At 69.7% G+C, this 14,575-nt stretch carries 12 protein-coding genes; 6 read left to right on the top strand and 6 right to left on the bottom strand.

The window, feature by feature from the left end:
• Positions 1–97 precede the first annotated feature (97 nt).
• Entirely contained in the window at positions 98–1,129 is a 1,032-nt protein-coding gene (locus tag NE358_RS08555; RefSeq protein ID WP_103209186.1) for an App1 family protein phosphatidate phosphatase, read from the bottom strand.
• Positions 1,130–1,134: 5 nt separating this feature from the next.
• Positions 1,135–1,815, bottom strand: coding sequence for a DedA family protein (locus NE358_RS08550; protein WP_103209189.1), 681 nt, complete (start codon positions 1,813–1,815; stop codon positions 1,135–1,137).
• A 42-nt stretch (positions 1,816–1,857) separates the two neighbouring features.
• Here NE358_RS08550 and NE358_RS08545 point away from each other — a divergent pair, with 42 nt between their 5' ends.
• The 5 genes from NE358_RS08545 (at position 1,858) to holA (ending at position 11,351) form a co-directional block, all read left to right on the top strand.
• Positions 1,858–3,096: an anthranilate synthase component I family protein gene (locus NE358_RS08545; protein ID WP_289942596.1), complete on the top strand. Its 1,239-nt coding sequence runs from the start codon at positions 1,858–1,860 to the stop codon at positions 3,094–3,096.
• A 65-nt stretch (positions 3,097–3,161) separates the two neighbouring features.
• Positions 3,162–5,735 carry a leucine--tRNA ligase gene (gene leuS, locus NE358_RS08540; RefSeq protein WP_289942595.1) on the top strand — a complete coding sequence of 858 codons (2,574 nt, stop codon included), beginning with the start codon at positions 3,162–3,164 and terminating at the stop codon, positions 5,733–5,735.
• Between the two features lie 1,522 nt (positions 5,736–7,257).
• The gene (locus NE358_RS08535) at positions 7,258–7,953 is read left to right on the top strand and encodes a helix-hairpin-helix domain-containing protein (protein WP_353853280.1); all 696 of its coding nucleotides are present in this window, start codon (positions 7,258–7,260) and stop codon (positions 7,951–7,953) included.
• Complete coding sequence (locus NE358_RS08530) at positions 7,950–10,304, top strand: ComEC/Rec2 family competence protein (RefSeq protein ID WP_289942594.1); 2,355 nt, start codon at positions 7,950–7,952, stop codon at positions 10,302–10,304. The genes NE358_RS08535 and NE358_RS08530 overlap by 4 nt, the downstream gene beginning before the upstream one ends.
• 9 nt (positions 10,305–10,313) lie before the next feature.
• Positions 10,314–11,351: a DNA polymerase III subunit delta gene (gene holA, locus NE358_RS08525; protein WP_141377827.1), complete on the top strand. Its 1,038-nt coding sequence runs from the start codon at positions 10,314–10,316 to the stop codon at positions 11,349–11,351.
• Positions 11,352–11,399: 48 nt separating this feature from the next.
• Here the strand turns inward: holA and NE358_RS08520 are convergent, their stop codons facing one another.
• Both NE358_RS08520 and NE358_RS08515 read right to left on the bottom strand, forming a co-directional pair.
• Entirely contained in the window at positions 11,400–12,176 is a 777-nt protein-coding gene (locus tag NE358_RS08520) for an alpha/beta fold hydrolase (RefSeq protein WP_141377829.1), read from the bottom strand.
• Positions 12,176–12,703, bottom strand: a complete 528-nt coding sequence (locus NE358_RS08515; RefSeq protein ID WP_103209206.1) for a phenolic acid decarboxylase — start codon at positions 12,701–12,703, stop codon at positions 12,176–12,178. Before NE358_RS08515 ends, NE358_RS08520 begins: the two co-directional genes overlap by 1 nt.
• Positions 12,704–12,764: 61 nt before the next feature.
• On the opposite strand from NE358_RS08515, the gene NE358_RS08510 reads away from it, so the two are divergent.
• Positions 12,765–13,214, top strand: coding sequence for a MarR family winged helix-turn-helix transcriptional regulator (locus NE358_RS08510; RefSeq protein WP_116239842.1), 450 nt, complete (start codon positions 12,765–12,767; stop codon positions 13,212–13,214).
• Positions 13,215–13,304: 90 nt separating this feature from the next.
• Here the strand turns inward: NE358_RS08510 and rpsT are convergent, their stop codons facing one another.
• Both rpsT and NE358_RS08500 read right to left on the bottom strand, forming a co-directional pair.
• On the bottom strand, positions 13,305–13,565 hold the full coding sequence (rpsT, locus tag NE358_RS08505; RefSeq protein ID WP_056231218.1) for a 30S ribosomal protein S20: 261 nt from the start codon (positions 13,563–13,565) through the stop codon (positions 13,305–13,307).
• 119 nt (positions 13,566–13,684) lie between these two features.
• Complete coding sequence (locus NE358_RS08500; RefSeq protein ID WP_289942592.1) at positions 13,685–14,407, bottom strand: alpha/beta fold hydrolase; 723 nt, start codon at positions 14,405–14,407, stop codon at positions 13,685–13,687.
• Positions 14,408–14,575: the final 168 nt, after the last annotated feature.

Below are 14,575 nucleotides of genomic sequence, written 5' to 3'. Positions count from 1 at the left end.
ACGGCCTCGCGATACTCGCCACCTCGATCCCGGTTGCGACCGCCAGCGCTCTTGTCGCCGAACAGGCGCACGGCGACCGGCGCCGCGGCATCCGGGATCAGGCGTCGTTCGAGATGACGCCCGTGCTGCGGAGTCGGTCGAGAAGGCCCGCGCCGTCGGACTCGGTCACCCACGGCACCTCGGCCGCGGAGTGGTCGTCGACCACGGTGCGGCCACCGGCGAGCACCGCTTCGGCAGGCAGGAGCTTGCGGATCGCCACCGCGGCGACGTTCTGAGGGTGCTCGATGGCGAACCCGGTATAGATCGCGTCGTCGTGCTGCCCGTCGTCGCCGACCAGCAGCCACTTCACCTGCGGGAATTCCGTGGCGAGGCGGCGGAGGTTCTGTTCCTTGTGCTCCCGACCGCTGCGGAACCAGCGATCGTGCGTCGGGCCCCAGTCGGTGAGCAGGAACGATCCCGCGGGGAAGAGATGTCGGCGCATGAAGCGCGTGAGGGTCGGTGCGACGTTCCATGCGCCGGTCGAGAGGTAGATCACCGGCGTACCAGGGTGCTCGCGAGTGAGGCGTTCGAGCATCACGGCCATGCCCGGCACGGGCTGGCGCGCGTGCTCGTCGACGACGAACGAGTTCCAGGCGGCGAGCAGCGGGCGCGGGAGCAGCGTGACCATGACGGTGTCGTCGATGTCGCTGACGACGCCGAACCGCACGCCGGAGCCCACGATGAACACGCGTGTCTCGGCGGGCTCGCTGCCCTCGACCGACATGGTGATGGTCTGCCAGCCGGGGGAGAGGGTCGCGGGGAGCTTCGCGTCGATCACTCCGCCGCGGTCCGCGACGACGCGGTGCGTGACCCCGTCGATGACGACATCGACCTGGGCGAAGCCGACGGGAACGGCGGCGAAGCTGCGCCACCCCCGCAGGCTCGCGAACTCCCCCGTGGAGGTGCGCTTGATGGGCGGGGCGATCAGCACGCGGCCGAGAACGCGTACCCACTCCTCGGAGCCGTACCCCGGGAACCCGGTGACGGCCGGACGCAGGCCGCGGGCGCGCGCTCGACGTTCGCGCCAGCGGTGGAAACGGCGCTCGAGTCGGGCGAACCAGAGCACTTTGGCGCGAGGAGAGCGAGGCATCTCCCTCAGTCTTTCACGTCACCGTCCACCGGTTCGAGGGGGGCGGCCTCATCGGCGAGGTGACGGCGTTCCATGCGCTCGATGATTTTCTTGCCGACGAAGACCAGCACGAAGAAGACCACGAGGATGCCGACGAAGACATAGCCCGCGTAGTGGATGCGGTCGGAGAGCTCGCGGTAGGTACCCGCGGCCGAGGCCGCCACCGTGACGTACAGGCTCGACCAGACGAGGCACGCGGGAGTCGTCCACGCGAGGAAGCGACGGTAGCTGTAGCCGCTCATGCCGACCGTCAGCGGCACCAGGGAATGGAGCACCGGCAGGAATCGTGACAGGAAGATCGCCGGTCCGCCGCGCCGACGCAGGTACCGGTCGGCGCGCTCCCAGTTGCGTTCGCCGAGCTTCTGTCCGAGGCGCGAGGCGCGGATGCGCGGACCGAAATAACGGCCCAGCCAGAACCCGAAGCTCTCGCCGATCAGGGCCCCGACGACGATGGCCGCGGCCAGCACGACACCCTCGAGCGGCGAGGCGACGGCGGTTCCCGCGACGATCACCATGGTGTCGCCCGGAACGATGAGGCCCACGAGCACGCTGGTCTCGAGCATCATGGCCACGCCCGCGACCACGGTACGCAGCACCGGGTCGACGTCGCGGACCAGGTCGAGCAGTGACGTGAGAATATCGTTCACCTCCGTCAGCCTAGGCCCGCCGCACCGCTCTAGCCTGGGAGCGTGCCCCGCTCGCTTCCCCCGTTCACCCTGGCGCGGTGGAAAGACCCCGAGGCGATGTTCCTGCACCTCTTCGCTGCGGCGGGCGATGCGTTCTGGCTCGACGCCGGCCGCGACGCCTCATCGGGGTGGAGCTGGATGGGCACCGGACGCCTTGACGCGAGTGACCGGGCCCTGCAGAGCGATGTCGCAACGTTCGGCGACGCGGCCGATGACGCCGGTCCGTTCCGCGGCGGATGGGTCGGTTGGCGCTCCTACGAGGGCCGGGACTCCTGGCTCCGTGTTGACACCTTCCTCGCGTTCGACCACACCCGGCGACGCGTGCACGTCTTCGGCGACGCCGACCTCGCCGCACGGGCCGCCGCCGCGCCGCCGGCCGCGGCCGTCGATCCCGCGGCGAACCGGGGCACGGCATCCGCTCGCGTGAGTCCCGACCGCTACGCCGAGCTCATCGAGGCGTGCCGCGCTCGGATCCGCGAGGGCGACGCCTACCAGCTGTGCCTCACCACCCGCTTCACGGTGCCGGGTGAGCACGACGCGGTCGCGGTGTTCCGGCGGCTGCGGCAAGCCTCCGCCTCGCACCACGCGGGTTTCGTCCGCATCGGTGGCGCGACGCTGGTGAGCGCTTCTCCCGAACGCTTCCTCGAGGTGCACGACGGCCGCGTGCACACCCACCCCATCAAGGGCACGCGTCCGCGTTCCGCCGATCCCGCTCGCGATCGCGCCCTCGCCGACGAGCTGCGGGCGGATGCCAAGGAGCAGGCCGAGAACGTCATGATCGTCGACCTGATGCGCAATGACCTGTCGCGCGTCTGCGAACCGTCGACGGTCGGGGTCGACCGACTCCTCGACGTGGAGACGTATCCGACCGTGCATCAGCTCGTGAGCGAGGTGTCGGGGCGACTCCTGCCCGGGACCACGATCGCGGAGCTGCTCGACGCCGCGTTCCCGGCCGGAAGCATGACGGGGGCTCCCAAGAGGTCTGCGATGCAGATCCTCGCCGAGCTCGAGGGAGCCGAGCGCGGCATCTACTCCGGCGCCTTCGGCTGGATCGGCGACGACGGGGCGGCAGACCTCGCGATGGTCATCCGGAGCGTCGTCGTGGAGCGGGATGCCGCCTGGGTCGGCGCCGGCGGCGGGATCACGTGGCGCTCGGTCGCTGCATCTGAGGTCGCCGAGGTGGGGATCAAAGCGCGAGCGCCCCTCGCCGCTCTCGGTGCCCGAGTACCGCCCGGGTGGTGACGGCGGGTCCGATAGCCTGGGAGTTGGTCCCCGCGGCCTCCCGACCTTCACGATTGGCTTCACCCGTGTCTCAGAACTCCGCAGCAGACCCCCGCGAGGGGGGCTTCGACACCCACGCCATCCAGGCGAAGTGGCAGCAGGCTTGGGCCGAGAAAGACCCGTTCCGTGCCGGGGGCGACGATGACACGCGCCCCCGCAAGTACGTGCTCGCGATGTTCCCCTACCCCTCGGGCGACCTGCACATGGGCCACGCCGAGAATTACCTCTACAGCGACATCGTGGCGCGCTTCTGGCGCCACCGCGGCTACAACGTGCTCAACCCGATCGGCTGGGACTCGTTCGGCCTGCCCGCAGAGAACGCCGCCATCAAGCGCGGCGCCGACCCCGTCGAGTGGACCTACGCCAACATCGCGCAGCAGAAGGCGAGCCTGAAAGACTACGGCGTCTCGTTCGACTGGAGCCGCGTGCTGCACACCAGCGACCCCGAGTACTACCGATGGAACCAGTGGCTGTTCCAGAAGCTGTACGAGAAGGGCCTGGCCTACCGCAAGGACGCCCTGGTCAACTGGGACCCGGTGGATCAGACCGTGCTCGCCAACGAGCAGGTGCTGCCCGACGGCACCTCCGAGCGCAGCGGCGCCGTCGTCGTCAAGAAGAAGCTGACGCAGTGGTTCCTGCGCATCACCGACTACGCCGACCGCCTGCTCGACGATCTGAACCAGCTCGAGGGCTTCTGGCCGAGCAAGGTCATCCAGATGCAGCGCAACTGGATCGGCCGCTCGATCGGCGCCGACATCGAGTTCGAGATCGAGGGCCGCGACGACAAGATCACGGTCTTCTCCACCCGCCCCGACACGCTCCACGGAGCGACGTTCTTCGTCGTCGCGCCCGAGTCCGATCTGGCGACCGAGCTCGCGGCATCCGCGGATCAGGGGGTGCGCGAGACGTTCGAGGCATACCTGGCTCAGGTGCAGCGCGCGACCGACATCGAGCGTCAGGCGACCGACCGCCCCAAGACCGGGGTGTTCCTCGGTCACCACGCGATCAACCCGGTCAACGGCGAGAAGCTGCCCATCTGGGCCGCCGACTACGTCTTGGCCGACTACGGTCACGGCGCGGTCATGGCCGTGCCCGCGCACGACCAGCGCGACCTCGACTTCGCCCGTGCCTTCGACCTGCCCGTGAAGGTCGTCGTCGACACGACCGCGCCGATCACCGGCGCGATCCCGGTCATCGAGCTCGACGACGAGGGCGTGCCGATCGACCCGCTCGGCGACATCGACGACCTGGATCCGGTCAAGACCGGCATCGCGCTCACCGGAGACGGTCGCATGATGAACTCGGGCTCGCTCAACGGGCTGTCGAAGCGTCACGCGATCACCCGCATGATCGAGGAGCTCGAAGCCAAGGGCGTCGGCCGCGCCGCCAAGACGTACCGCCTGCGCGACTGGCTGATCTCGCGTCAGCGCTACTGGGGGACGCCCATCCCGATGCTGCACGGGGAGGACGGCTCGATCACGCCGGTTCCCGCCGACCAGCTGCCGGTGACGCTGCCCTCGGTCGAGGGACTCGACCTCAAGCCCAAGGGAACCTCGCCGCTCGGCGCGGCCACCGACTGGGTGCAGGTGACCGACCCCGAGACGGGCCAGACGCTGCTGCGCGACCCCGACACGATGGACACCTTCGTCGACAGCTCGTGGTACTACCTGCGCTTCCTGTCGCCGAACAGCGAGACCGAGGCGTTCTCCGCCCGCGAGGCGAACAAGTGGGGCCCCGTCGACTTCTATATCGGCGGCGTCGAGCACGCGATCCTGCACCTGCTGTACGCGCGCTTCATCACCAAGGCCCTCTTCGACATGGGCCTGGTGGAGTTCACCGAGCCGTTCTCGAGCCTCATCAACCAGGGCATGGTCATCCTCGACGGCACGAAGATGTCGAAGAGCAAGGGCAACCTGGTGCTGTTCCAGGAGGAGCTCGACGCCCACGGCGCCGACGCCCTGCGCGTCGCGCTCGCCTTCGCGGGCCCCGTGGAAGACGACAAAGACTGGAACGACGTCTCGACGACGGGTGCGGCCAAGTTCCTCGCCCGCGCCCTGCGCATCGCTCACGACGTCGACAGCGAGACCGACGTGGTCTGGGCCGAGGGCGACTCCTCGCTCCGCCGTGTCACGCATCGCCTGCTGGCGGATGCCGCGAACCTCATCGAGCAGACGAAGTTCAACGTCGTCGTCGCCCGCCTGATGGAGCTCGTCAACGCCACCCGCAAGGCGATCGACGGAAAGGCGGGCGCGAGCGACCCCGCCGTCCGCGAGGCGGCCGAGGTCATCGCGATGACCCTCGACCTGTTCGCCCCGCACACCGCGGAAGAGATGTGGGCGACGCTCGGCTACGACGGTTTCGTGGGACTCGCGACCTGGCGTCAGGCCGACCCCACGCTGCTCGTCGAAGACACGGTCACCGCCGTCGTGCAGATCGACGGCAAGGTGCGCGGCACGCTCGAGGTCTCGGCCAAGATCGGCGCCGACGAGCTCGAGGCCCTCGCCCGCGGCGACGAGCGCATCGTCCGCGCCCTGGGCGAGCAGGAGATCGTGCGCGCGGTGGTGCGTCCGCCGAAGGTGGTCAGCTTCTCGACGAAGTAGGTTCTCGCTCCGGATGCCACGTCCCCGGCGCTCTGCGGAGTGCGGGGGGCCGTGGCCTCCGTCGTTCTCGGGGGCGGCGTCGAGGGATTCAGCGAGGGCGAAAGTAGATCGTTCCGTCGCGGGCGCGATCGAGAAGCCCGGCGTCGACGAAGTAGCTTTGAGGTGGGTCAGTGGAAGAGCCAGGAGAGGAGCCGATGGATCCAGCGCTTCGGCTGTGAGCTGTCTCCACTCATGCGGCTATGCCCCGCCCCATCGATCGAAAGGGGTGGCGTTGCGTCCTCGTCGGTCGGTGTGAGACGTATGTCCGCGGAGGGAGCCGTCTCGCGTTCCGTCGCCGTGATCGTGACCGTGGGCTCAGCCTGGGGTGACGGGGGAGTCGCGCTTACGTTCCCCGCATGACGGTCGCTCGGCTGCGGAGAAGGTGGGGACCCCGTTGTGGCAGCAGCTGCAGGCTCTGTTTGCACTCTCGGTCGGGCCGGCCGCCGATGTACGGCACGCACGGCCGCGACATCCTCCACCCGCGCCCACCCGGAACCGTAGGCGAAACCGACCGCGTTGGGTCCGTACCATAGCCGCTCACCGCTCAGGACTTCCCGTAGGAATTCTCGTGCGTCGTAGTTTCCCGCGCTCGTGAGGGATCGTCCATCATCGGCCATGCGCATCACCGTGGCACCCACCCACAGGCGGACTCGCCCCGTGTGCCCCGGCTCCCACGGACGCGCCTCCACGGAGCGACCAGGCGCTTGGAAAACGCGAAGGCGGGCCGCTGGCTGCCGGAAAAGCGCGCGCTTCAGCTGGGGACTGGTGGCGCTTTCGGGAAGTAACCAGATCACGTCGGCACCGGCGTGTCTTCGCGCGCTCGTGCGCGCGGCGAAATCGGTCGTCCAGCGTTGCACTTCGATGGCATGCGGACGCGGTCCGTCCACCCACACGTCGGCGTGGGCGTACTCCGGGAACGCTGCGTAGCCGAGGTCGGCGCAGAGCATGGCCAGCCTCTGCTGGAGCCAAGTGTGCTCGGCGGACGGAGGGCCGCCGCGAGAAACCCTTCCGAACGCGTGCCCACAATCGACGGTTCCCGGCCTGTTCCTGAGGAAGCGGGTCCCGTTCGATCGCTGGACCTTGACCAGTTCAGCCCGACATCCCGGCTTCGGACAGATCAAATCACCCGTCTGGCTCCCCGTGATCAGCTTCCAGTCGTCCGGGTCGTATACCCATAGGGGGTGCCGACGCCACAAATCGCGCCGTTGCGCATGGGTCTTCATCTGCTGCGAGTGGTCGCGGTGCTGCATGCCGATCCCTTGGTCTACGAACGCGGTGTAGCGAGGGTACGGCATGGGCGGGACGACGACCGCGAAAACGGTGATGGCTCCGGAGGCGGAGAACTCCCCGCCTCCCACCGAGGAGGAGAAGGCCTGAGCGAGCAGGGCGTGCGGGTCCTCCACATCAGAAGAATGCATGTGGCTGTCCACCGGCTGGCGTTTGCACTCCACGCGGAGGAGGACCGTTTGTCTAGCGTCGTGGCGTGACCGACCGGCCCCTCTCCACGAACGCGGCGACGCCGGGCGCCCCGCGCGAAACGGAGCAGGGTCCAGGCAACGCAGAGCGTGATTCCACCGGCCCCGCGATGGGCGCCCTGCCCCCTCGAGCCCGCCTCGGAATCGGGGCGGTGATCGTCCTGGTGCTCCTCGCCTTCGCCGTCACCATCGGCATCGGCATGCTGCGGGGCGCGACGGGTGCCCAGATCGTCGAACCGACGCCGTCATCTTCTTCGTCGCCCGCGGGTCTGCCCGCCGGAACGGGACTGTACGTCCACGTCGCGGGCGCGGTGCGTGAGCCGGGGCTATATCGGTTGGATGCCGGCGACCGGGTCGCCGATGCGATCGGTCGCGCCGGAGGCTTCTCCGACGATGCGCAGCGCGACGCGGTCAACCTGGCGCGTCCCGTGGCCGACGGCGAGCAGATCGTCGTTCCCCTTGTCGGCGCCGAGACCGTCGCCCCCGCCTCCGGTGCGGGCGGCGGCGCCAGCGGACCTCTCGACCTCAACACCGCCACACGCGAACAACTCGACGAGCTCCCGCGCGTCGGGCCGGCGATGGCCGACCGCATCCTGGAGTGGCGCAAGACGAATGGGCGTTTCACGAGCGTCGACGATCTGCTGTCGGTCCCGGGCATCGGCGAGAAGATGCTCGCCGGACTTCGCGACCTGGTGCGCGTGTGAAGGGCCGACCCGGTGCGCGCCGACGTTCTCTTCGTGCGGTCTCCGTCGCCGCAGCGACCTGGGCCGCCGCGGGCGGGGCGACGATGGTCTCAGATGCCACCGTGTTCTCGGTGGTGCTCACCGTCGCTGCGTCCGCGGCCACCGCACTCTACGCGTGGCGACGCACCGCGCTCCTCGCCGTCGTGGCCGTCGCCCTCGCTTGTTCGGCTGCCACGGCGGGGGCCGTGGCGTCGGTGAGTCCGGCCCGGGGGCAGATCGCCGCCCTCGAGACCGACGGGGGACGACACCTCGAGCTCGAGGTCGTCGTCACCGGGCGCATCGACGGTTCACCCGACGGCGGGGCCTGGTTCGACGCGGTCGCCACACGCGTTCGCGCGGGAAAGCTCGCCGTGACGGGCACGATCCCCGCTCGCGTTCTCGTCGATCCGGAGGGACGTTCGGCGCTGGCCGATGCGAGCATGGGGAGCGAGGTCCGGCTGACCGGACGGGCCGTGCCCTCCGACCCGGCGGAGCGAGCCGCTCTCGTCGTGCGGGCGAGCTCGATCGAAACCGCCTCGGCCCCGGGCGGGGTGTGGGCCGTCTTCGAGGGGCTCCGCGACGGTCTCGTGGCCTCGACACGGGGCCTCCCACAGCCGGGGGCGGGTCTCGTCCCCGGACTCGCCGTGGGCGACACCTCCAGCCTCGACCCCGCCACCGAGGCCGCCATGAACGCCTCGTCGCTGTCGCACCTCACCGCGGTCTCGGGCGCGAACTGCGCGATCGTCGTCGGTGCAGCGTTCGCCGTGCTGGCTCTCTGCGGAGCGTCCCGCGTCGCACGGGTGGTGGGGGCGATGCTGGTGCTGACCGCGTTCGTGGCTCTCGTGACGCCCGAGCCCAGCGTCGTCCGCGCCGCCGCCATGGCGACGGTGGCGATGATCGCCCTCGCGCTCGGGCGCCCCGCGATCGGCGTGGCGGTGCTGTCGCTCGCGGTGACGGTTCTTCTCGTGATCGACCCGTGGCTCTCCCGATCCCTCGGCTTCGCTCTCTCGGCCGCCGCCACCGGGGCTCTGCTGGTGCTCGCCCGGCCGCTGGCCACCGGCCTGGAACGATGGATGCCACGCGCCCTCGCCCTGACCCTGGCGGTGCCCACCTCGGCCCAGCTCGTCTGCGGACCGCTCATCGTGCTGATCGATCCGCACGTCCCCTTGCTGGGCGTCGCGGCTAACCTCGTCGCCGACCCGGCCGCCGCCCCGGCGACGATCGCGGGGGCCCTGGCCTGTATCGCCCCGTTGCCCTGGCTACGAGACGGACTGACCGCACTCGCCTGGGTGCCGGCGGCCTGGATCGCCGCCGTCGCGCACACGACCGCGGCGGTGGCGGCGCAGAACCTGCCGTGGCCCGACGGGCTGTTCGGGGCGACGCTGCTGGCTGCGGTCGGAGCCGCCATCAGCCTCGCCGTCATCCGGCCTCGAAGGCTGCCGAGAATCACCGCTCTGGCCTCCGCCGCCGTCGCCGTCGTGCTCGGCCTCGTGCTCGGGCAGACGGCCGTGCGCACGGTGGCAGGGCCGCTCACGGTTCCTGCCGCGTGGCAGGTGGCGATGTGCGACGTGGGCCAGGGCGACGCGACGCTGTGGCGATCGGGGCACGCCGTGGCTCTCGTCGATACCGGACCCGAGCCGGAGGCTCTGACCCACTGCCTGCAGACGTTCGGGGTGGAGCGCTTGGCCGTTGTCGTCCTCACGCATTTCGATCTCGACCACGTGGGCGGATCGTCGGCGATCGTGGGCCGGGTGGACCTCCTCGTCCACGGGCCGCCCGACGAGGCGAACGACGAGCGGCTCCTCGACCGGTTCGCGGCCGCAGGAGCCCGCCTCCAGCTCGCGACGATCGGGATGACGGGAGCCGTGGGCACCACGCGATGGCAGGCGCTCGGCCCGCTGCCGAACGTCGAACCCGGCAACGACGCCTCGGTCGCCCTCGACGTCGTCGGAGCGGGTTTCCCGCGCACCGTGCTCCTGGGCGACCTGGGTGAGCAGGCGCAATACACCCTCCGCCGGCGCATCGACGTCCCCCGCGTGCAGGTCGTGAAGGTCTCGCACCACGGCAGCGCCGATCAGGATGCCGAGCTCTACCGCGCTCTGCACCCCACGGTCGGGCTCATCGGCGTCGGCGCCGACAACGACTACGGTCATCCGACCGCGAAGCTCCTCGGCCTCCTGACGGCTCTCGGAACGACCGCGGCACGCACCGATCGTGACGGCGCACTCGCGGTCTGGCTCGATGCAGACGGACGGTTGACGCTGTGGCGGGAGCGAGCCGACGCGGGGATCGGCGACTCGCCGCCGCCCGGCGATGTCGGAACCGATCGGTAGGCTGGGAGAGTGACCCCGGCTCCCCGACGCTCCGCCCCCGCAAAGGCGAAGTCGACCATTCCTCAGGTCTCGTGGCGTTCTCCGCAACCCGCGCCCCTCGTCCTCGTCTCAGGCCCCGAAGAGGTCTGCGCGGAGCGCGCGATCGCGGGCATCCGATCGATGTTGAAGAGCGAAGACCCCAGCCTCGAGGTCACCGACATCCGTGCCGACGACTACGCCGCCGGCACCCTGCTCAGTGTCACGTCGCCCTCCCTGTTCGGCGAGCCGCGTCTCGTCCGCGTCAGCGGCGTCGAGAAGTGCACCGACACCTTCCTCACCGAGGCGGTGTCGTACCTCGCCCACCCCCAGGACGGCGCCACGGTGGTCTTGCGGCACACCGGCGCGAGCGTTCGCGGCAAGAAGCTGCTCGACGGCATCCGTGCCGGTCAGGGCAATGGCATAGAGATCGCCTGCCCCGCCGTCAAGCGCGACTCCGACCGCTTCGACTTCGCCGTCGGCGAGTTCAAGGCTGCGCACAAGCGCATCGCCCCGGTCGCTCTGCGCTCTCTCGTCTCGGCGTTCGCCGACGATCTCACCGAGCTCGCCGCCGCCTGCCAGCAGCTCATCTCCGACGTCCCCGGCGACATCGACGAGCGCACCGTCGAGCGCTACTACGGGGGGCGCGTCGAGACCTCGGCCTTCACCGTGGCCGACACCGCCATCGCCGGCCAGTACGGCCCCGCTCTTCTCGCGCTGCGGCACGCGCTGGCATCCGGAGCCGACCCGGTGCCGCTCGTCGCCGCCGTCGCCATGAAGCTGCGCACGATGGCCCGCGTCGCGGGAACCCGGGAGTCGTCGTCGGTGCTCGCCCAGCGCCTCGGCATGAAGGACTGGCAGGTCGACCGCGCCCGCCGCGACCTCGTCGGGTGGACCGGAAACACGCTGGGCATGGCGATCCACGCCACCGCACGCGCCGACGCCGAGGTCAAAGGCGCGTCGCGAGACCCCGTCTTCGCTCTCGAGCGCATGATCACGATCATCGCGACCCGGGCACCCTACGGCGGCTAGCCGAGCGCTCGCCGTCGCGCCCCACGTGACGCGACGGCGAGCCCGAAGTCAGTCCGCAAAGCCCACTCGTGCGTCGAGAATCTCGAACAGACGCCGACGCCACGGGGTCGACGACCAGCCGTGGTCCGCACCGTCGACGACGGTGAGCGACGCCCCCGGCAACAGTTCTGCGTACCGAGCGCCGTACTCCACCGGCACGATCGTGTCCTGCGTTCCGTGCACGACGTCGGCAGGACCGGTGTAGGTCGTAACAGGCCCGTAGACGTCGAGGCCCGCGGTCACCTCGTCGATGAACGCCATGCCCAGCGGCATCCCTCCGAAATCGAACCATCCCTGCTCGCGAGCCGGCGCGAGGGACTGGCCCTGGATCGCGTCGTGCACCGTGATGTCGTCGACGACGACGCCCGCCGGCGACCACAGCGTCAGCGTGCGAACGAGCTCGGGCACGCGAGCCGCGGCGAGAGCGGACTCCACCGCGCCGAGGCTGTGCGCCACGACATGGACGGGCCCCTCGACGGCGAAGGCACGGATCATGCCCACCACTTGGTCGACCTCGTCGCCGATCGTGATCTCCGAGAAAACACCATCACTCATGCCCTGACCGAGCCGGCTGTAACTGCGAACCACGGCGCCGCGCTCGACGAGGTGACGCGCGGCCTGCACGAACAGCTGATGCCCGCCGGTCGCGTCCGCGCTGAATCCGTGCACGAGCAGCACGCGCGGGGCGGCATCGGTAACGCCGGCGACGGGCTCCCACTGCCACCCGCGCAGGGTGCGATCGCCGTGGGAGAGGGTGAGGGGGGTGAGGTGCGCGTCGGCGGCCATCAGTTCGTCCGGTCCGACCAGCCGGCGGGCAGGTCGCCGGGGGCGGTGTCGATCACGGTCTCGTCGTTCTCGCCGACGTGCTCGAAGAGCGTGATGTGGGCGAACTCCGGAACGACGTAGATCGGGTAGGTGGGACCCTCGTCGCGATAGCGCTGCATGTCGTCGAGGTGGTCGTTCTGGAAGAGCACGGTCTTATGCCCGTCGACTTCGATCCAGCGGGGGAAGAAGATGGTGCCGTGCAGCACGCGCGACGCGGGGAGCACATTGACGACGACGCTCGTACCCGTCGGCTCGTTCCACGAGACCTTGTAGACATCCGTCGCGAGAGCGACGAGGTCTACGGTCTGATCCTTCACCCAGCGGCCGCCGACGTGACCGCTGTGGATGCGGTAGTCGATCGTGGTGGCGTTCTTGACGTACATCTCGTATTGCCAGCCGTTGGCGTAGGTATAGATGAAGCGATGTCCGACGATGCCGGACAGGTCCTGGGGAGGTTCGGGGCGGGCGACGGTGGTGTTGATCTCCATGGAATGAGTTTGTGACCAAACTAGTTCTGTGTCAAACATATTTCCGGCCTACACTTCGACGATGGACGATGGCATCACTCGCACCGCCGGCTCGCTCGCACACCAGCTCGGTCCGCTGCGCCGTGCCGTCCTCCGGGCGTCCCGATCGGCCGCCGACCTCCCGGACATTCCCGAAGCGCAGATCGAGGTCATGCGCTCGCTGGCGGCGACGGGGGAGAGCGCGCCGTCCGATCTCGCCGATACGCTCGGCCTCGCCCGGTCGACCATCAGCAACCTGCTCTCGCAGATGCAGGGTGCACGGCTCATCGAGCGGCACCTGGTCGCCGGCGACGGACGACGCACCAGCGTCGGACTCACGCCGCTCGCCGAGACGCGCCTGCGCGCATTCGACGAGTCCGCGGCCCATATCCTCGCCGCAGCTCTTCGGGACCTCTCCCCGGGGGATGTCGCCACGATTGCCGCGGCCCTGCCCGCCCTCGAGCGACTGCAGCACCGCATCGTCGGCGGTTGACAGCCCCCGGCAGCGCGGCACGATCGGCCGGCGCGCAACGCAAAGGCCCGCCCCGTGGAACACGGGACGGGCCTGGAAAAGATCTGCGACTCAGAGAGCGGCGACCGACTTCGCGATGGCCGACTTGCGGTTCGCGGCCTGGTTCTGGTGGATGACACCCTTGCTCACGGCCTTGTCGAGCTTCTTGGTCGCGGTGGCGAGCGCCTTGAGGGCTGCTTCCTTGTCGCCGGCCACGACGGCCTCCTTGGTGCGACGCACGTGCGTGCGGAGCTCGCTCTTCACGGCCTTGTTGCGCTCGCGCGCCTTCTCGTTGGTCTTGTTGCGCTTGATCTGCGACTTGATGTTCGCCACGTCGAGGGTCTTTCGTTCGAATGAGTATGGGATTGTGCCGGGCGAGCGGTAGAGGGGCGCTGCACCGGCGATCGTGGAGGTCGGGAAAAACCCCACACGCAAGCCAAGAGCCGAGTCTATCAGGTCGATGCCTCGATCGTGGTGAGCGCCACCTCCAGCAGCGCGTTGAAAACGCGCGGGCGCATCGCCGTGACGAGGTGCGTCGTGCCTGGAACCACGATGAGCTCCGCGTGCGGGTCGACGGTGAGGAACATCCGCTCGTTCATCCGGAGCTGATCCCATTGACCGTTCACGAACCACAGGGGCACGTCGATTCGACGAAGGGCTGCCACGACGTCGAGCTCAGCGAGAGCCGACAGGGCCGTGTCCTGCGCGTCGAAGGCGTACCCGCCGGCACCGAAGTCGGGCCGTGTCTCAGGAGGGAGGGTGCGGTCGAGCATGCGGTTCGTGAGTCCCAGACCGCGATCGGGGAGGCTGTCGAAACGCCGCGTGAAGAAGCGGTACGCGGACAGCCCGATTCCGCGGGGGAGCGAGGTGCACGACGCCGCCACGAACCCCGCCACCGGAGGCCGGTCCTCGCCGCCCACGTACTCGGTACCGAGCAACCCACCCATGGAATGCCCCACCAGCAGCACGGGCCCGAGCCTCCCGGCATCCCGAACCGCGCCATCGATGGTCGCGAATGCCTCATCGAGCGAGAACACCTCGCCCCGGCGCCTCCCGTGCCCCGGGAGATCGACGGCGGCGACGGGCGTGCCGCGGTCCCGCAAGCGCGCGACCTGCGCCCGCCACATCGTCGAGGACGTGCGGATGCCGTGCACGAGCACGACCTGGACCGCCATGGCATCCAGGGTAGAAGCACGAGAACCGCCGGGCGCCCAGGCCCCGCCGCGTCGAGATCACGTGACCTGGACGAGGACACCCGACATGCAGTGGGGCCTCGGCCAGGTCACGTGATCTCGCGCCGGAAGCAGGGCGCCAGGAGCACCGGATGCCAGAACCCCGAGCAC

The organism is Sphingomonas sp. G5 (assembly GCF_052660795.1).
The sequence above is the reverse complement of the archived record's forward strand: the minus strand, read 5'-3'. Positions and strand labels throughout refer to the sequence as shown.

Bases quoted from the DNA above. Each gene is read 5' to 3' on its own strand.
- NE358_RS08555 (WP_103209186.1), bottom strand. From the start codon at position 1,129: ATGCCTCGCTCTCCTCGCGCCAAAGTGCTCTGGTTCGCCCGACTCGAG.
- NE358_RS08520 (WP_141377829.1), bottom strand. From the start codon at position 12,176: ATGGCCGCCGACGCGCACCTCACCCCCCTCACCCTCTCCCACGGCGAT.
- NE358_RS08515 (WP_103209206.1), bottom strand. From the start codon at position 12,703: ATGGAGATCAACACCACCGTCGCCCGCCCCGAACCTCCCCAGGACCTG.
- NE358_RS08510 (WP_116239842.1), top strand. From the start codon at position 12,765: ATGGACGATGGCATCACTCGCACCGCCGGCTCGCTCGCACACCAGCTC.
- NE358_RS08500 (WP_289942592.1), bottom strand. From the start codon at position 14,407: ATGGCGGTCCAGGTCGTGCTCGTGCACGGCATCCGCACGTCCTCGACG.